This is a genomic window from aff. Roholtiella sp. LEGE 12411 (assembly GCF_015206995.1).
Classification (GTDB): Bacteria; Cyanobacteriota; Cyanobacteriia; order Cyanobacteriales; family Nostocaceae; genus Komarekiella.
Genome location: NZ_JADEXR010000072.1, coordinates 12,397 through 28,640, shown reverse-complemented (window position 1 = coordinate 28,640; position 16,244 = coordinate 12,397). Strand labels below are relative to the sequence as shown.

The window sequence follows — 16,244 nt, the reverse complement described above, 5'->3', positions numbered from 1 at the left end:
GATTTATGTACCTATTATCTTATTCACCTTGTCTTCCTTGAGTGCCCAATGCCCAATGCCCAATCCCCAATGCCCAATCCCCAATACTTCATTTTCCGAGATCCTGCGATCGCTGTGTGGCAGCTTTGACTGCTTCAATTAAAGCTGAGCGAAATCCTGCCTGTTCTAGCTTGACAATACCTGCAATGGTTGTACCGCCGGGACTAGTGACACGATCTTTCAGTTCTGCTGGGTGCATTTTGGTTTCTTGCAATAGCCTTGCTGTTCCCAATACAGTTTGCAAGGCTAGTTGATGAGCAATTGCTCTGGGTAAACCTGCGGCTACTCCGCCATCGGAGAGTGCTTCTATGAGCAACGCCACATAAGCTGGGCCACTACCAGATAGTCCTGTTACTGCATCCATCAACGTTTCTGAAACTTCTACCACCTCACCCACAGCTGAAAAAACTTGCTGTGCTATTTGGTGGTGCTTGGTGTTGGTGTAAGCACCGAAACAAATGGCGGTAATTCCTGCTCCTATGGTTGCTGGAGTATTGGGCATTGCTCTAATTACTGGCAATTGCTCAAAGGCAGCTTCTAGATGACTTAAAGGCACACCCGCCAAGATGGAAATAATTAGGGGTGAGTGTTCTATAGTGATGATATCTGCTAATTCTTGGGCGATCGCACTAAAAATCTGCGGCTTCACTGCCAAAAAAACAACTTCTTTTGCTTGCGTGAAAACTAAGCGATTATCTGCCGTTACAGCAACATCATATTGCTGCTTTAAAAAAGCTTGGCGCGAGGGTTGCGGTTCGCTGACTATGACTTCTGATGGTTGATAAATTCCACGTGCAGTAAGGCGGGATAATAGCGATTCTCCCATTACCCCACCACCAATTAAACCAAATTTAATAGTCATTGTTTAACAGTCAAGAGTCCAAATTCAAAAGTCCAGGGTCAAAAGTTTTTGATTCTTGACTCTGGACTCTTGACTCTGGACTAATTTAATTTTACTGTGCCATCCGGTTAGATTCGTTGCCCCAACTTTGATTTGGGTTTGCAGGACGAGAGGAACGTGCTGGTGGTTGTGGTACTTCATGAAGAACTCCACCTTGGGTGCTAACTTGCACACAGCTTGGCGTAAACAAAAAGATGCTCTCACCAATGCGCTCTTGATGTCCATCTAATGCGTAAGTACCGCCTGCTACAAAATCTACTGCCCGCTGGGCTTGATCCGGATCCATAATTGTCAAGTTTAATACTACTGACTTGCGTTCTCGCAACGCTTGAATTGCTTGGGGCATTTCTTCAAAGGTGCGCGGTTCAAGTACTAATACTTCTGAAATTCCGTTAATTGCTCCTGGCATACCAATAACATTCCCCATTGGCTTTGTTGAACCTGCTGCTATGTCATCACCCATTGTAGGCACTGGTTCGCGCCAGCGTCGATTTTGAGCTGTGCTTTCTTGTGGTGCTGGCTGAGGATTCTCTTGCTGATAAAGATTTTGGTAACTATCTGTATTTGGTTCTTCTTCGTAATACTCGTATTCCACCTGTTCATTTAGACCTACAAAGTCTCTAAGTTTGGAAAAAATATTGTTCATTGTCTACTCTCCTGGTGCAGTAACTTTTCATTGGTTATGGCTTTAAATTAATTGAGCCACTGCGATCGCTACATGGGTCGATCTATTCAGCAATTCTACTGCTGTTTGTAGCTTATACTACATCTTATAGTGATAAACAGACACTTGTTGAAAGTTCTGTCCACTTCTGGGACGGAATAATGAGTAAAGATTATATCTTAAGGATTGCCCGAAAGAAAGTTCTTTTGACCCCATTTTTTCTTGGCGATTGCTCTAGTCAATACTATAGCCTTTGTCTCCGATTGCACCAGTCTGTTAAAAACAATTGTGCATCAAATCTTTATTATTGATACTCAACCTCAAGGCAAATGTCCAGTAGTTAGGGGCGATCGCCAAACAAGATAAGATGGTTTTTGATCGTACTATCGTTGCACCTGCTTGCACTTGATACTCGACCGAAATGTCTATGTTCAATACCTAGTGGCGATCGCCAAACAAAATAGTTCCTAATCGTACCATCGTTGCACCTGCTTGCACTGCCAATTCATAGTCGCCTGACATACCCATTGACAAGTGTTGCATCTGAATGTATGACCAGTTTTGCTCCTGGATTTCTTTGGCCAGATCACGATTTTGGTTAAACACATTCAGAATTTGGGCATCATCCAACCCGAAAGGTGGAATTGTCATCAAACCCTGAATTTGTAAATTTTTGCATTGATTTAGTGCGGATAAGTCAGCAAACAGTTCTGGCACACTCCAACCCGACTTGTTGGGATCAGGGAGAATTTTCACTTGCAGACAAACCTGGGGACTGACTCCTAGCTGTTGCGCCAATTGGTTTAAGCGCTGTGCCAGCTTCAAATTATCTACGGAGTGAATCCAGTGAAAATGTTCAAGGACTTTTTTGGCTTTATTGCTTTGCAAATGTCCAATAAAATGCCAGGTAATATCCGATAAGTCGTGCAACTTGGCTTGTTTACTGGCAGCTTCTTGGATACGACTTTCGCCAAAATCACGAATTCCGGCAGTATAGGCAGACCGAATAGCTTCAGCAGAAACTTGCTTGCTAACAGCAATCAACCTGACTGAAGGTGGAAGTGAGGAACGAATGGTAGCAATACGTTCGATTAGCGAACTACTCATTGGAATGTGCGTTGGAAAACACTCTGAAGCTGATCGTACTCCTGAGACTGTCCAGTGCGCCGCAGAGTACGCAAGCGATTTTCCAGCATCATCCTAGCCTCGGTACGTCCTATAGGCTGAAACTTAATCCCTTTAACGTCATTTGACACCAAGAAAAATAAGCGTTGGGCATAAAGTGTAGTGAACAGATCCTGGTTCTCATCAACCATACAGATCCTGTAGAGCAGACCCCAAGTTGGATGATTTATGTAAGTTTCTGAGTTCTCTGGATTCATTTAAGAGTCAAGGTAGGAGTATATATATATCTTTTCGCAGTCAATTACAAACATTCAGACGATAATACCTTCCTTTCGCCAGAATATTTGCTTAAAATGCGAAACTGCGGTGATGAAGACCTTGATCTAGTTACTAATTGGCAGATAAAGCTAGTGTCAGCAAGGGAAAGTGGTACAAAAGAGGCGGGTGAGTTGAAGCGCCTTTAGAGAATCTAGGGGATTGGGCATTGGGGATTGGGGATTGGGCATTGGGCATTGGGGATTGGGCATTGGGGATTGGGCATTGGGGAGCAAAAGAATAATTATCTTTTCCCATGCCCCATGCCCCATGCCCACAGAACCATATCAAACCTCAGTTCCGATAATCAGCCGTACTCCCCAAAATAAGATTAAAGTTGCAATAGCGAGCCAGTCCCGCGCTCTTAATTTTAAGTCTTGCCACTGCACTCGATGTTCATTAGGACTGGTAAAACCCCGCACCGTCATTGCATTAGCCATTTGGTCGGCTCGTAAGAGCAGATTTTCTAAAAGTCTTTCTGCGACTGTTATCCAAACCTTGACTGCTCCTTTTAACCCCAGCTTTTTCCAATTAATTGCCCTTGTCATCACAGAGCGGAATAAATTCTGCACTTCTTCTAAAACTAGCGGAATAAACCGCAAGGACAAAGTTAAAGTTAAAGTAATTTCTGTGACGGGCAATTTTAGTTTTCGCAGAGGTTGCATTAAGCTTTCCATCCCAGATGTGATTTCTTCTGGTGCGGTTGTTAGTAGATACAAGTTAGTGCTGTAAATCACCGTAAACAAAATCGTACTCAGTCGCACTGCCAAATCCAAAGAGTGACGAGTTACTTTGACTGGGCCTTTGTGAAATAGCACATAGCTATATTTTTTCTGGTTATCGGCTGACTCTAGGGCAATATTGGAAGTGTTAGAAGTTAATGGCTGGGTTAAAATTTGTTCGTTAGCTGGTAGACGTGGCTGATAGTTTACACCCAGTCCATCAGGACTAATAGCTGCGATCGCAAAGACAAAAAAAGATAAGATCAAAAGCCAACCCATTTGCTGCCGCCATACTCGTCGTGGAATTCTGGCAACTAAGGTGGCTATAATCAACAGTGCCACTAGCAGCACACGCCAAAAAAGATTAGCAAAACTGTAGCTTGTTAAAAAGCTCATTAACCAAGCAAACTTGACTCGCGGATCAATTTTATGTAGCCAAGTTTGGGGTTGTTCTAAGTAAAGTCCTAGTGGCAGCGATCGCAATAAATCCATCTTTTAGTCATTAGTCATTGGTCATTGGTCATTAGTCAAAGGACAAATGACAAATGACGATTATTATACGCGGGTAGCACGATTAACATTACCACTTTCGACATCACGGACTTTCTTACTCCGCCAGAGTAGACGAATGGGAGTGCCTTTAAATCCTAATTGTTGGCGGAATTGACGTTCGATGTAGCGACGATAGTTGTCGTTAAAGCGTTTTGCTTCATTGACAAATAGGGCGATCGTTGGTGGTTGGGCGCTTACTTGTGTACCATAATAAATCTTGCCCTGACGCCCACCGCGTGATGCTGGCGGGGAATGCCAACTCACGGCATCTGTTAAGACTTCGTTAATCACTGATGTGCTGACACGGCGTTTGTGTGACTCAGCTGCCTGATTCACTAATTCTAAAATCTTTTCTACTCGTTGTCCTGTTAAGGCACTGACAAAAATGGTTTCTGCCCATTCGGTAAAATGTAACCGTTCTTGGAGAATTTTTTCGTAGTCGTAGATGGTATAAGAGTCTTTTTCAACAGCATCCCACTTATTCACAACGATGATGCAAGCTCGACCTTCTTCGACAATCCGCCCAGCTAACTTTTGGTCTTGCTCAGTAACTCCGTCTATAGCATCTAGTACTAATAAAACCACATCGGCGCGGCGAATCGCTTTGAAGGCACGGTTGATGCTGAAAAATTCCGGGCCGTATTCTACGTTTTTCTTTTTGCGAATTCCCGCCGTGTCAATTAAACGGTAGGTTTGCCCATCACGTTCAACCACGGTATCAATTGCATCGCGGGTTGTCCCCGAAATCGGGCTGACAATTGCCCTTGCTTCTCCGACAAAAGAATTCAATAAACTAGATTTGCCCACATTCGGGCGTCCGACAATTGCGACTTTAATTTCATTAGTTTCCGCTATTTCGCCGACGGGAGGAATGTGATTAATTAACTCGTCGAGTAACTCTCCTGTACCGTTACCATGAATCGCAGAGACAGGGAAAGGTTCACCCAATCCTAATTCCCAAAATTCAGATGCTTGCATTAAGCCTTGTTCTGGGGATTCACATTTATTTACAGTCAGTAGGACAGGTACAGGTTGTTGGCGCAACCACTCAGCAATTTCTTCATCAGCTGGTGAGGGCCCAGTTTGACCATCGACAACAAAAATCGCAGCGCTTGCTTCTGTGAGCGCTGTCATTGCTTGTTGGCGAATCAGCGGTAAAAATTCGGTATCATCATTAAAGACTAAGCCGCCAGTGTCTACCACTAAAAACTCGCGATCGCGCCAGTAAGCCGGCATATAAGTGCGATCGCGTGTCATACCCGGCTCATCGTGGACAATCGCCGTTTGTTCCCCGGCGAAACGATTAACCAGGGTGGATTTGCCCACATTCGGGCGTCCGATAATAGCAACAATTGGCAGTCCCATAAAACCAGGGTGATAGAGAGACATAATATATCACGTCTCTACATTTTAGCGACTTTAAGTTTTTATTTAATTTTGCAACAGTAGTCACGTCAAAGGAGATTACGCCTTGATCAGTCGTAAGTGGCCCAAAAAAGCTAGAAGATCAGCTTTGCGATTTTTAATATGGTGCTTGCTATTGGTAATTTGTGCGTTATCCTACGCCAAGTTTATTGAACCGAATTGGATTGAAATTAATTCTTTACAATTGACTTTGCCACATCTATCCTCAGAATTTGACGGCTATCGCATTGTTCAAATCAGCGATATTCACCGAGATAAGTGGATGACTCAAGAACGGTTCCAAAAAATTATCAGCCTGGTAAACGAACAAAAACCTGACTTGGTAGTGATTACAGGAGACTTAGTAACCCATTTTTCGCCCTCAATCATCCCCACTCTCAAGTTTGTCTTGGATAAATTCACTGCTAAAGATCAGACTGTGGCAGTATTAGGCAATCATGATTACCTGAACAACTCAAAGGCAATTATCCAAGCAATAGAAGAAAGCGGTATAACCTACCTTAATAATGCTGTTTACACACTACACAGGGGCAGTGCGATGCTGCATATTGCTGGGGTAGATGATGTCTGGCTTGGTGAACCCCGTTTAGATTTAGTTCTGAAGCAATTACCTAATGAAGGTGCTGCAATTTTATTAGTACACGAGCCAGACTTTGCTGATACCAGTGCTGCTACAGGACGTTTTGACTTGCAGCTATCAGGACATTCCCACGGTGGACAAGTGCATCTACCTTTGCTCACAGAGATGGTTCTGCCCCGATTTGGTAGAAAGTATTACTCTGGACGGTATCAGGTAGGAAATATGATCCAATACACTAACCGGGGTGTAGGTATGAGTGACACGCATTTGCGATTTGCTGCCCGTCCTGAGATTACCGTATTTACCTTGGTTGCACCGAATAAACGCTAAACGTTGGGTTTTTAACCTATGGGCGGTGATGGTTTAAATGCGAGATTATAGATTTACAAAATATTAGCATTGTCTACAATCCCGCCTCAGAATTCATTTTGAGGCGGGTACACTGTACTTGGCAAAATATTATAGCGATCGCATTCTCAACCTACAACGTGAAGTAGGATTATTCTATGGAATTCTCGACTCCATAGCCACATCTTTATAGGCAAAATACGCTCTTGCAAAGAATACACTTTTTCAAAATATCTGTCACTGCAAACCCTCCAGAATTATAGTAATTCTGCCTCTTCAAAAATTTGCCTAACTGTTAATTCCAAACCAGGCAATAATATATCTACAATAGGCATACTATCTGTATAAACTTGACTTACATCAGCTGATAAAAACACCCTGATGCTTATTAATTCTGGATTTACTACCCAAAATCGTGATACTCCAGCAGCAAAATAATCTTTTGCTTTGTCTTCAAATTCCTTCATTGTTTGGTCTGGAGAAATAATTTCAATTACCAATTCTGGAGGAACAGGACAAGCCTCATTGCGTTGCCAACTTTTGGGTAGGCGTTTATATGAAATGAAACTCAAATCCGGTACTGGTGCCCAATCTTTCCCTTTACGCTTTAAAAGAATTGCCCACTCAGAACCAACTCTACCTTTCCCCTTAAACCATGTACGAAGCAGCAGTCCTAGGGTTAGCTGTAAAGTTGAATGGAAAAATTTTGGCGACACTTTAGGTACTGCATAACCATCTACGAACTCATAGTTTACATCGCCTTCTGGCAACGCCAAAAATTCTTCTAGGGTGAGTTTGTTTCCAGTGCTTGCCTTAACCATAAGAAAGCAACCCAATTACTTGATGCCAATATTTTAAGTCATTAATATACTTGCTGATTAGCTGGAACTAACACTGTCCCGTTATCAATTACCTGATATCTGGCTTCTGTTGTGAAAATTACTCGACAATTTATACCGCCGTATTTTTGGCAGGTTTGCACAGCATACCGTCCCGCAATAGTTCTGCCCTTTTTTGGGTGATTGGTATCATATCCCCAACCTGTGCCATAAGCACCATTAGAACCAACCGCTAAAGCTCCCCAAGCATTTTTAAACCACAGTGGAACTGAGCAATCATTGGCTCTAGATTGTTGTTGGCAATTATAAAAAGCGCTGCGCTCAGCTTGCTGGCGTGACGAACCAGTTACCGAAGTGTAAACTCCTGTTGAGTGAGAATAAGCGATCGCACCAAATAAATCTGAGGTAGATTGAGCTTGGGCAACCTTTATCATCCCTGGCAAAAATGATAATACTGTGGCTGCTGCTAAGAGACTTTTTTGTAATGTACTTGCCAACATAATTCTTGATTCAACTCTAGTAGAAAACTACAGATATATATGTCGGCATTTTGCAAATTATGCAGTTTGTTCTGGTTCGGTGGTTAACTTCTGTCCAATTTTTGGCTCAGTCCCTGCAAGCAGCCGCTCAACATTAGTGCGGTGGCGCAAAATCACATACAACCCACCAGCAATACCAAACAGAATATAGGGTAATGGTTGATGTAGAAGTAGCATGAAAATTGGAACAGCGATCGCACCCATAATCGAACTCAATGATACAATCCGCGATATCGCCGCACAAACGGCAAAAACACCCGCTGTTGCTAAACCTACCTGCCAATTCATTGCCAACAAAATCCCCAAGCTGATAGCAACAGATTTACCACCAGTAAAGCCCAAAAAAATTGATTTACTATGTCCGAGAATGGCGACTAACCCAGTTAAAGTTACTATTAACGGTTGCCATAGTTTCGCATCTATCGTTGGGGGGATAAAATTTTGATTTGCAGCCAAGTTGAACAACCAGTAAACTAAGGCGATCGCTAATACTCCTTTTAAGGAATCAAGAACTAAAACGAATGCTCCTGGCCCTTTCCCCAAGGTTCTCAGCACATTGGTTGCTCCGGTAGAACCCGAACCAACTTCTCGAATATCAATACCTTTTAACTGCTTCACAGCAATGTACCCAGTGGGAAAAGAACCCAATAGGTAAGCTATGACAACAATTGCCGCACATCCGGTTAACCAAATAGCCATAAAAAATTCAAAAAATTAAGAGTCAAGAGTCACATAGTCCAAAGTCCAGAGTAATATCTTTTGACTCTTGACCCTTGACTCTTGACTAATTAGAAATCATCATCATAGTTTCTCACTGTTTTGGGGTCAGGAGCAAAAGCTAACCATAAAGGAAATTGCAGCAGAGATAGACTGATTTGTTCCTCTGAATCATCAATGATAATTAAGGGCAGTTGATTTGCTTTCACCAATCGGTCTGCTTTTTGAGCTGCGGCTTCAGGTGCTTCAAATAATACCAATCCCCGATCGGGGCCAAAATCTGGACGACCAATTCCTAAGCAATCTTGCAAACCGCGCCGCCATTCACCCAAACGTTCTGGTGTATTCGCTAATACTAACGTGCGGACGCGATCGCCATACAACTTGTGTAATATTGAAATCGCTGCTGAGGCAATCAGGATATTTTGCAAGCGGCTACCCATTGTCCGCAAAGCACCCCGTCCCCCTTGGCTGAAAAACCAGTTAGAGATTCGTTCGGCGTGGACTGGTTCAAAGGTGCGGCGCAGTTGCCATGCAGGGCCGTAGTAATCTGGTTTAGTTCGATATTGGTCAATTAGACGGCGAATTTGCTTTGTCGTGTCTTGAAACTGCTGTTGGGCAAATTGTGGGGTTCCAGGCTGGGATTCAACTGGTTTAGCCTCTTTTACAGTTGGTTTTTCTCGTTCTGTTACAGTCGGCACTAATTGCAACTGCTCTGCTGCAACTGCTAAATCCTGTAAGCTACCTGTGAGATAGTCTTTAAAACCTTGCACCCGAATTGCTAAATCTTGGGATGCTCCCGCAAAAGTGGTTCGCATCTCGTTACGAATGCGATCTTGACGGCGTTCCAGTTGTTCTACAGAAATTTGTAGTGCTTGTTTGCGTTGTTCTAACTGCGCCAACGTCTCTTGCACCAGTCGTCCTAGTGCAGTTTGAGTTTCACCAATTTGTGTTTGAAGAGTTTTATAGGAACCTTGTAGTATAGCTATTTCTTCTTTGAGGGCTATTTCGGTACGTTGCAACTCAGCTAATCGTTGCTCTGCTTGTGCGTATAGTAAATTATCTTGTGATTCTGATTCTATTTCTGACCCCAGCGCGGTAGTTTCTGTTTCTAACTGCGTCATCAACTCGCCAGTTGAATCTTCTGTTAGCTCAGTTGTAGATTCTATAACTTCCGCATTAGAGATGGGCTGCTTAAAAGCTGCATCATCTTGGTTGTCAACTGATAAGCTTAGAGTCTCTGTGTCCACCACTAACTCAACAGGTGGATTTTCTGGATGTTCAATTGCATTGCTCTGTTCTTGTTTTTGTGCCAACCATTCATCAATTGGTTCTGGAGTTTGAGATTCCTCTGGGTTCATAAACAATAGTGTAATTCCTATGACGCGAATAAATAGCTTTCAGAAATATTACAAGAATCTTGAGTCTTGAGTGCTGAGTAATTCCAATCTAGACTCAGCACTCAGCACTAAATACGTGGACAACGTTGTTCTAGACAACTTTTCAGAGCATTAGGGTCAAATAAAATTGGCAAAAAGTGAATGCTTTTAATTTCTTTAAAATAAAACAGGATGGGGACTCCATTCCAGAAGATACGCCAGTTTTGCCATTCTTGGTAAGGAAAGCGCCGAATTAATTTTTCGCCTCTGTAAATATCTAAGTCGGTGATGGTAAATTGCAAACGCAATGTTAATGCCTGAAACATGAGAAATAAACCAAACAGTGCTATGGTAAAGCCTACCCAAGGTTGTACTATCAACACTGGAATAGCTGCGAGCACTAAAACTACAGGTATATTGTAACTAGGCTTAAGTTCCACGGTTGACGCGGAGTTAGGAGCAAATGAACTGGTCACAGTCTTAAATCCTGCTTTGTTAGTAAACATTTCTCCTATTCTAGGATTTCAAGAGTTAGGAAGCGCGAAAGTGGCGATTAGCATGTCCATTAGTGTCGCGCAGCAACTAGAATTCTGGTATAAATGCACTGCCAGCCCCCTGAAACATTAACCAAGAAAGAAAGAAGTTGCTAATAAATATGATTAGCAAGGCGGTAACAACAGCTGTTGTAGTTGATTGTCCCACTCCTTTGGCTCCTCCTGTTGTCGTCAAACCCCAGCTGCAACCAATTACGGCAATTAAAATACCGAAGCAGCACGCTTTAATCATGGCGCTAAAAATATCCCAGATGCCGAGAAAGTTACGAGCTGAGTCTAAAAATACTGTTTCAGAGAGGTTGTAGATATTCGTTGCAATTATCAATCCTCCCAACATCCCTGTTACCAAAGACAGAAGGGTTAAAATTGGCAGCATTAAGCAGCAAGCAATTACACGGGGAATAACTAGATAATCAATAGGGTCAGTTTTCAACATCAACATGGCATCGATTTGTTCTGTTACTCGCATTGTGCCGATTTCCGCTGCAAAAGCGGAACCAACTCGCCCCGCCAAAATCACTGCTGTCAACACGGGTGTGAGTTCTCGTGTCAATGCTACGGACAGCACACCACCAACGATATTACCAGCCCCAAAGTTGATAAATTCTCGCGCCACCTGAATGGTAAACACCGCGCCCACAAAAATAGCCGTTAAGAGGGCAATAAACAAAGAATCTGGCCCAACTGCTGCCATTTGGTCTAGAGTATTACGTCGATGGATTTTGCCCCTTAGTAGGTGAACTATTACTTGTCCACCTAAAAAAATCGCTGCCAGCAAACGCTGACTCCATTCTCCTAAACTGAATTTGGATGTAGTCTCGCTCAATGTTCTATAGCTAACTCGGTAACTGCCTTAAGAATAGCGAAAGTCGTTGAAAATAGGGAATAGGGCATTGGGCATTGGGCATTGGGCATTGGGCATTGGGCATTGGGCATTGGGCATTGGTCAATAGTTTTTCTCCCCCTACTTGTCCTGCTATCTTTGCTCCTTTGCCCCTTTGCCCCTTTGCCCTCTTGCCTGATTGCAGGGTGAAATATTAACTTAGTTTAAAGCTCTTCTCAGAAAATTAAGCTGTTTTCTAGTGTGCTTTGACGCAATAAATAATGACTGCTTTGACTCTAACCTTGATTTTTCATGGGTTTTGTAGATTTCGGGTCTTTTCAATGTCCCCAGCATTTGGTGCAACAGCTTGCCATTTCTTTTAATGAAAACTTAAGATTTTTGACAGTTTGTCTGCTCCGAAGCGATCGCACGTATTGTAGAAAATGACATAACTCTATCTAGCTATTGTCATCTTTACTCACGGAGCTTGCCCGAAATGACCATTTTTACCAACTTTCTCCGCTCACTGTTGCTAACGATCATTTTCAGTTTTGTTGCTCCCATGTTCCTAGTTGGGGGTGTATTGCTCCTTCTATCCCTCATAGGTTGCTTTCCTGGCTTAGAAGGTTTGACTGAAGCGATCGCAACTCAGATATTACATTTTCTCGCTACCTTTGGCAGTGGCACTTCCCTACGCGGACTATTTGTGATTAGTTTGACCTGTAGTTTCGTTGGAGCACTGTTTGATATGTACGCTTATTATCGATGTCAAATTTTACGCATAGATTCCTAAGTACTAAAATCAGTCTCGTGAATTGCTCATGGACTGCAAAATAAATGAAAAAGTGATATTTTCAAAAGTATAAGTGTTAACAGTTCTCACCTGTGAGGGATTGTGACTGCTGAATAACTTTTTATTAATTAAATTAAATATCGAAATATGAATCAAATACTTATTAAGTAGCGATGAATTATTAGTTATTAGTTACTAACGACTAGGGAATTTATTCAGGCTGACACATTTATTAAACTGCAATATCTAAATTAAGGTGTGTTACACTATAGCGCTGGACACTAAGCTATGGCTTAGCATTTTGTTTTAGCCACGATGTTCTATGACTTGATTGGCATTTACGAAGATAATAAAACATAAAAATTCATTAAAATGCTGATTGGGATAATGCCTGCTCATGTTTCTTAACAAAGCAAAGCAGGTAGTCTGACCTCTGGGCATTTTATATTGAGTTTATTACGAGGTATTTTAACACTCATGGTTTGGCCGTTTAAGCCCAAGTTTCGTAAACAAATTGCGCGGATTGAAATTACTGGTGCGATCGCCAGTGCTACTCGCAAACGCGTGTTAGAAGCCCTAAAAACTGTAGAAGAAAAAAAGTTTCCAGCACTACTGCTACGCATCGATAGTCCGGGCGGTACAGTAGGAGACTCCCAAGAAATCTACAGCGCTCTTAAACGTTTGCGCGAAAAAATTAAAATCGTTGCCAGCTTTGGCAATATTTCAGCTTCTGGAGGCGTCTACATTGGTATGGGAGCCGAACACATCATGGCTAACCCCGGTACGATTACAGGTAGTATTGGTGTGATTCTGCGTGGAAATAACTTAGAACGCTTGCTAGAAAAAATCGGTGTTTCTTTCAAGGTGATTAAGTCTGGCCCTTACAAAGATATTTTAGCTTTCGACCGGGAACTGACTGAACCAGAAGAAAATATCCTACAAGAGTTGATTGACATAAGTTATCAGCAGTTTGTGCAAACTGTAGCCGAGGCGCGTTCTTTGGGAGTAGAAACTGTTAAAAGTTTCGCCGATGGTCGGATTTTTACTGGACAGCAAGCCTTAGAGTTGGGTGTTATAGACCGTCTAGGAACAGAGGAAGATGCACGTCGCTGGACAGCAGAACTCGTGGATCTTGACCCGGAAAAAACACTGTGCCACACCCTAGAAGAACGAAAACCTTTGTTGAGTCGTATCCTACCGGGAAGTCGTCAGGTTTCATCAGGAATTGGGGCTGGTATTGATTGGCTGGAATTTGAAATGTCTACCAGCGGTTTACCCTTATGGTTATATAGACCATAAATGTTTGTTTGTCATTAGTCATTTGTCTTTTTTCCTTTGACTAATGACTAATAACTAAATGTAAGGAGGATTTTGGCGTGGAGTGGCAAATGCGGGCTATTCGTGGAGCAACAACCGTTTCAGAAAATACCGATGAAGCAATCCGAGAGGTGGTGACAGAACTACTAGATGAACTAGAAAACCGGAATCAACTTCAGCCAACAGAGATTATTAGTGTTACTTTCTCAGTAACACGCGATTTGGATGCTATTTTTCCAGCTGCGATCGCCAGAACGCGTCCTGATTGGGATAATGTGGCAATGTTGGATGTGCAACAAATGCATGTCCAAGGCAGCTTAGAGCGCTGCATTCGGTTGTTAGTCCACGCCTACTTGCCAGCCTCCGCCCCAATTCACCATATTTATTTGCGTAACGCCGCAAATTTACGTCCAGACTGGAGTTTACCCCAGTCGTTGCAAGCATCACAGCAAGCAGTTAGGTGAAAAGTGTAAATTATTTAGATAAATACATGTAAATTAAAGTACATATTGCCTTGCGTGGTGAAACGGATGTTGTTGGTGAGGGCGTTAACTTGAGTTTTATCTGTTGATGTTCAGTGTTAAGTTACTGTGATATTAAGGATGAGGCTCTACTCTGGGTTTGACGAAGCCATCAATATATCCTGTAGCACCTGCGAGTAAATTTCGCTGTACCAAGGATGAGTTTTTTTAAGTTGTGGTAGCGTTTTCTTTTGTGACTAATAGTCTGGGTTATCCCGTAATTCTGGTATATATTTGGCTTCTAGAGTGGTCTTTTTCACTCTTGAGTCCCTGAAACCACTATCAAGTTATTCGTTGTATTCGGTTGAAGCTCTCCGAGATGTTCTGTTTGGATGAATTCGTCAAACAGTTTGAAAAACTGCTCTAAGGCAGTGTGTTCATCTTGAGAGAAAAATAGAATAATCTGATCCCAAGTCTGATTGGAAGTCAGATTGAATTTCTGCTGAATCCAAGTTTGAAATTTGGAAAATTGCTGTTCTTGTGATGTTTGAGGGATTCCTATCTGGCGACGGGCAAAACAGTAACCTGCCAGAAAAGTGCGGAGGTTGGATATGGAAGCTCGTCCCAAATACATGGCAGGACGTTTCCGTATATTGTGGATTAGGTCATACAAATCAACCATCTATCTCTCTAGCTGAAAATTCGGTTTCGGTGATTTGGAAATTGCCGCCTAAATCTTGGGCAGGGCAGTATAGGTTATTAATCCAATCTACTCTGGAAATTCCTTTGAGTTCTTGTCCATCAATTTCAACGGCGATCGCTTCATGTCGTCCGTTAATGGAGATGTTTTGTTGGAGGCGTTCATGATAGATGTTGCAGAAGGGGTCTTCTGTGCTACCTGTAAAGAGGCTAACCTGTTTGCCAGAAATGTTTTGATCAATGAGGAATTGGCGCAAGGCGATGGCACAGGGAACACACTCAAAAATCGGGAACTGTTCAGCGATCGCGCTCAGTTGACTATGAAGGCTAGCCTTGGTCATGATCTAGTTTTGTCCGGCAGCGATCGCGCTCTGCAAGGTGACAAGGGAATATATGCTGAGATTTCCGAGACGACCAGAGCTAAGATCGGAAGGTAGTCTGTCGCACAGATGCTAAATATACGATCGCTCCGGGTGTGGTTGTTGATATCAAAGAATTTTGACGTGTTGGCGCAGCCCAACCTAGGCATCGCTTTATGCAACAACTCTATTCTTTATGATGCTCAAACCGAATTCCTAAAAAGATGTCGTAAACGAACTCAAAAAAGTCTTTTTTTTGTAGTAATCCTGAAGTTTGATAACAGCCTTTTTCATCTAAAAGTGGCTTCATCAGATAATAGGTAGGCTGGTAATTATACCAGGGAACAGAAGGCCATAAATGATGAACTAAGTGGTAGTTCTGTCCTAAAATTAGAATATTCAGAATTGGGTGAGGGTAGACGCGAGCATTTTTCCAGCGATCGCGCTCCGCAAAGGGACGATGAGGTAAATAATCAAAAAATAATCCCAGTGTTATCCCTACCACAAATGTTGGTATAAACCAAAAATTGAGAATGTAACCCAAAAAGTGGTACTGCACTGAGATATAAACAATTACACATACAATCAAACGGCTGACGAACCATTCCAGTAGTTCATATTTACGCCACAGTCGTCGTTGAAAGAAAAACACCTCGTGGTACAAAAACCTCACCGCAATCAACCATAGCGGGCCACCCGTAGAAACATAATGATCTGGGTCGTCCTTGGGATGATTAACGTGTCCATGGTGCTGTAAATGTACCCGCGTAAACACCGGAAAGGCAAAAGCTAGCATCAGTGCACTGCCATGCCCTAACATCGCGTTAATCACCCGATTGCGATGGGCGGATTGGTGACAAGCATCGTGAATTACCGTCCCACTACAATGCAATGCAATAGTGTTAACACTAAAGCACAGCCAGTGTGGCCATTGCCAAAGCCAGTAACCAAAGTTAGATAACACCAGCATCGCTACAACTGCTAAAAACAGCAGCAGCGTTGGATTGAAATCACCGGGAGGCGCTAAAAACTCCTTGGGCGGGATAGTCAGTGGCTTTTTTGCCTCCGACGTGAGCATTGTTAACTCCTTTTT

21 protein-coding genes and 1 pseudogene are annotated in these 16,244 nt (G+C 42.7%); 5 read left to right on the top strand and 17 right to left on the bottom strand.

What is annotated here, in order from left to right:
• Positions 1-88: 88 nt before the first annotated feature.
• From proC to der, 7 genes are all read right to left on the bottom strand, one after another.
• The gene (proC, locus tag IQ246_RS16785) at positions 89-901 is read right to left on the bottom strand and encodes a pyrroline-5-carboxylate reductase (protein WP_194004490.1); all 813 of its coding nucleotides are present in this window, start codon (positions 899-901) and stop codon (positions 89-91) included.
• Between the two features lie 91 nt (positions 902-992).
• Positions 993-1,586 (bottom strand): cell division protein SepF, encoded by a 594-nt coding sequence (locus tag IQ246_RS16780; RefSeq protein WP_194004489.1) that lies wholly within the window; start codon positions 1,584-1,586, stop codon positions 993-995.
• Positions 1,587-2,042: 456 nt separating this feature from the next.
• Positions 2,043-2,711 (bottom strand): YggS family pyridoxal phosphate-dependent enzyme, encoded by a 669-nt coding sequence (locus tag IQ246_RS16775; RefSeq protein WP_194004488.1) that lies wholly within the window; start codon positions 2,709-2,711, stop codon positions 2,043-2,045.
• Positions 2,708-2,986 carry a transcriptional coactivator PipX gene (gene pipX / locus IQ246_RS16770; RefSeq protein WP_194004487.1) on the bottom strand — a complete coding sequence of 93 codons (279 nt, stop codon included), beginning with the start codon at positions 2,984-2,986 and terminating at the stop codon, positions 2,708-2,710. The genes IQ246_RS16775 and pipX overlap by 4 nt, the downstream gene beginning before the upstream one ends.
• Before the next feature lie 133 nt (positions 2,987-3,119).
• On the bottom strand, positions 3,120-3,302 hold the full coding sequence (locus IQ246_RS16765; protein WP_194004486.1) for a hypothetical protein: 183 nt from the start codon (positions 3,300-3,302) through the stop codon (positions 3,120-3,122).
• A gap of 29 nt (positions 3,303-3,331) precedes the next feature.
• Positions 3,332-4,258, bottom strand: a complete 927-nt coding sequence (locus tag IQ246_RS16760) for an energy-coupling factor transporter transmembrane protein EcfT (protein ID WP_194004485.1) — start codon at positions 4,256-4,258, stop codon at positions 3,332-3,334.
• A gap of 63 nt (positions 4,259-4,321) precedes the next feature.
• The gene (gene der, locus IQ246_RS16755; protein WP_194004484.1) at positions 4,322-5,683 is read right to left on the bottom strand and encodes a ribosome biogenesis GTPase Der; all 1,362 of its coding nucleotides are present in this window, start codon (positions 5,681-5,683) and stop codon (positions 4,322-4,324) included.
• A 106-nt stretch (positions 5,684-5,789) separates the two neighbouring features.
• Here der and IQ246_RS16750 point away from each other — a divergent pair, with 106 nt between their 5' ends.
• On the top strand, positions 5,790-6,653 hold the full coding sequence (locus IQ246_RS16750; protein WP_194004483.1) for a metallophosphoesterase: 864 nt from the start codon (positions 5,790-5,792) through the stop codon (positions 6,651-6,653).
• A 275-nt stretch (positions 6,654-6,928) separates the two neighbouring features.
• Here IQ246_RS16750 and IQ246_RS16745 read toward each other — a convergent pair whose 3' ends face one another.
• The 6 genes from IQ246_RS16745 to IQ246_RS16720 all read right to left on the bottom strand — a co-directional run bounded on the left by IQ246_RS16745 (position 6,929) and on the right by IQ246_RS16720 (position 11,525).
• Positions 6,929-7,492, bottom strand: coding sequence for a Uma2 family endonuclease (locus tag IQ246_RS16745; RefSeq protein WP_194004482.1), 564 nt, complete (start codon positions 7,490-7,492; stop codon positions 6,929-6,931).
• Positions 7,493-7,533: 41 nt separating this feature from the next.
• Entirely contained in the window at positions 7,534-8,010 is a 477-nt protein-coding gene (locus tag IQ246_RS16740) for a DUF4189 domain-containing protein (RefSeq protein WP_194004481.1), read from the bottom strand.
• A gap of 57 nt (positions 8,011-8,067) precedes the next feature.
• A complete protein-coding gene (plsY, locus tag IQ246_RS16735; RefSeq protein WP_194004480.1) occupies positions 8,068-8,748 on the bottom strand; it encodes a glycerol-3-phosphate 1-O-acyltransferase PlsY in 681 nt (226 codons plus the stop codon).
• Between the two features lie 89 nt (positions 8,749-8,837).
• A complete protein-coding gene (locus tag IQ246_RS16730) occupies positions 8,838-10,127 on the bottom strand; it encodes a DUF3086 domain-containing protein (RefSeq protein WP_194004479.1) in 1,290 nt (429 codons plus the stop codon).
• A gap of 107 nt (positions 10,128-10,234) precedes the next feature.
• Positions 10,235-10,651 carry a DUF3119 family protein gene (locus tag IQ246_RS16725; RefSeq protein WP_194004478.1) on the bottom strand — a complete coding sequence of 139 codons (417 nt, stop codon included), beginning with the start codon at positions 10,649-10,651 and terminating at the stop codon, positions 10,235-10,237.
• Between the two features lie 76 nt (positions 10,652-10,727).
• Positions 10,728-11,525 (bottom strand): MlaE family lipid ABC transporter permease subunit, encoded by a 798-nt coding sequence (locus IQ246_RS16720; protein ID WP_194004477.1) that lies wholly within the window; start codon positions 11,523-11,525, stop codon positions 10,728-10,730.
• Between the two features lie 74 nt (positions 11,526-11,599).
• Here IQ246_RS16720 and IQ246_RS16715 point away from each other — a divergent pair, with 74 nt between their 5' ends.
• From IQ246_RS16715 to aroH, 4 genes are all read left to right on the top strand, one after another.
• On the top strand, positions 11,600-11,740 hold the full coding sequence (locus IQ246_RS16715) for a hypothetical protein (protein ID WP_194004476.1): 141 nt from the start codon (positions 11,600-11,602) through the stop codon (positions 11,738-11,740).
• A gap of 278 nt (positions 11,741-12,018) precedes the next feature.
• Positions 12,019-12,315, top strand: a complete 297-nt coding sequence (locus IQ246_RS16710; protein WP_194004475.1) for a hypothetical protein — start codon at positions 12,019-12,021, stop codon at positions 12,313-12,315.
• Positions 12,316-12,792: 477 nt separating this feature from the next.
• Positions 12,793-13,614: a signal peptide peptidase SppA gene (sppA, locus tag IQ246_RS16705; RefSeq protein WP_194004474.1), complete on the top strand. Its 822-nt coding sequence runs from the start codon at positions 12,793-12,795 to the stop codon at positions 13,612-13,614.
• 77 nt (positions 13,615-13,691) lie between these two features.
• Positions 13,692-14,096: a chorismate mutase gene (gene aroH, locus IQ246_RS16700; protein WP_194004473.1), complete on the top strand. Its 405-nt coding sequence runs from the start codon at positions 13,692-13,694 to the stop codon at positions 14,094-14,096.
• Between the two features lie 170 nt (positions 14,097-14,266).
• Here the strand turns inward: aroH and IQ246_RS30430 are convergent.
• The 4 genes and pseudogenes from IQ246_RS30430 to crtR form a co-directional block, all read right to left on the bottom strand.
• Positions 14,267-14,386: pseudogene (locus IQ246_RS30430) on the bottom strand (RNA-guided endonuclease TnpB family protein); the annotation flags it as partial.
• A gap of 23 nt (positions 14,387-14,409) precedes the next feature.
• A complete protein-coding gene (locus IQ246_RS16695; protein ID WP_194004472.1) occupies positions 14,410-14,775 on the bottom strand; it encodes a hypothetical protein in 366 nt (121 codons plus the stop codon).
• Positions 14,768-15,133, bottom strand: a complete 366-nt coding sequence (locus IQ246_RS16690) for a papain fold toxin domain-containing protein (protein WP_194004471.1) — start codon at positions 15,131-15,133, stop codon at positions 14,768-14,770. The genes IQ246_RS16695 and IQ246_RS16690 overlap by 8 nt, the downstream gene beginning before the upstream one ends.
• 205 nt (positions 15,134-15,338) lie before the next feature.
• A complete protein-coding gene (gene crtR, locus IQ246_RS16685) occupies positions 15,339-16,229 on the bottom strand; it encodes a beta-carotene hydroxylase (protein ID WP_194004470.1) in 891 nt (296 codons plus the stop codon).
• Positions 16,230-16,244: the final 15 nt, after the last annotated feature.

Coding starts and splice junctions, on each gene's coding strand:
- proC (WP_194004490.1), bottom strand. CDS start 901: ATGACTATTAAATTTGGTTTAATTGGTGGTGGGGTAATGGGAGAATCG.
- IQ246_RS16780 (WP_194004489.1), bottom strand. CDS start 1,586: ATGAACAATATTTTTTCCAAACTTAGAGACTTTGTAGGTCTAAATGAA.
- IQ246_RS16775 (WP_194004488.1), bottom strand. CDS start 2,711: ATGAGTAGTTCGCTAATCGAACGTATTGCTACCATTCGTTCCTCACTT.
- pipX (WP_194004487.1), bottom strand. CDS start 2,986: ATGAATCCAGAGAACTCAGAAACTTACATAAATCATCCAACTTGGGGT.
- IQ246_RS16765 (WP_194004486.1), bottom strand. CDS start 3,302: ATGGGAAAAGATAATTATTCTTTTGCTCCCCAATGCCCAATCCCCAAT.
- IQ246_RS16760 (WP_194004485.1), bottom strand. CDS start 4,258: ATGGATTTATTGCGATCGCTGCCACTAGGACTTTACTTAGAACAACCC.
- der (WP_194004484.1), bottom strand. CDS start 5,683: ATGGGACTGCCAATTGTTGCTATTATCGGACGCCCGAATGTGGGCAAA.
- IQ246_RS16745 (WP_194004482.1), bottom strand. CDS start 7,492: ATGGTTAAGGCAAGCACTGGAAACAAACTCACCCTAGAAGAATTTTTG.
- IQ246_RS16740 (WP_194004481.1), bottom strand. CDS start 8,010: ATGTTGGCAAGTACATTACAAAAAAGTCTCTTAGCAGCAGCCACAGTA.
- plsY (WP_194004480.1), bottom strand. CDS start 8,748: ATGGCTATTTGGTTAACCGGATGTGCGGCAATTGTTGTCATAGCTTAC.
- IQ246_RS16730 (WP_194004479.1), bottom strand. CDS start 10,127: ATGAACCCAGAGGAATCTCAAACTCCAGAACCAATTGATGAATGGTTG.
- IQ246_RS16725 (WP_194004478.1), bottom strand. CDS start 10,651: ATGTTTACTAACAAAGCAGGATTTAAGACTGTGACCAGTTCATTTGCT.
- IQ246_RS16710 (WP_194004475.1), top strand. CDS start 12,019: ATGACCATTTTTACCAACTTTCTCCGCTCACTGTTGCTAACGATCATT.
- sppA (WP_194004474.1), top strand. CDS start 12,793: ATGGTTTGGCCGTTTAAGCCCAAGTTTCGTAAACAAATTGCGCGGATT.
- IQ246_RS16695 (WP_194004472.1), bottom strand. CDS start 14,775: ATGGTTGATTTGTATGACCTAATCCACAATATACGGAAACGTCCTGCC.
- IQ246_RS16690 (WP_194004471.1), bottom strand. CDS start 15,133: ATGACCAAGGCTAGCCTTCATAGTCAACTGAGCGCGATCGCTGAACAG.
- crtR (WP_194004470.1), bottom strand. CDS start 16,229: ATGCTCACGTCGGAGGCAAAAAAGCCACTGACTATCCCGCCCAAGGAG.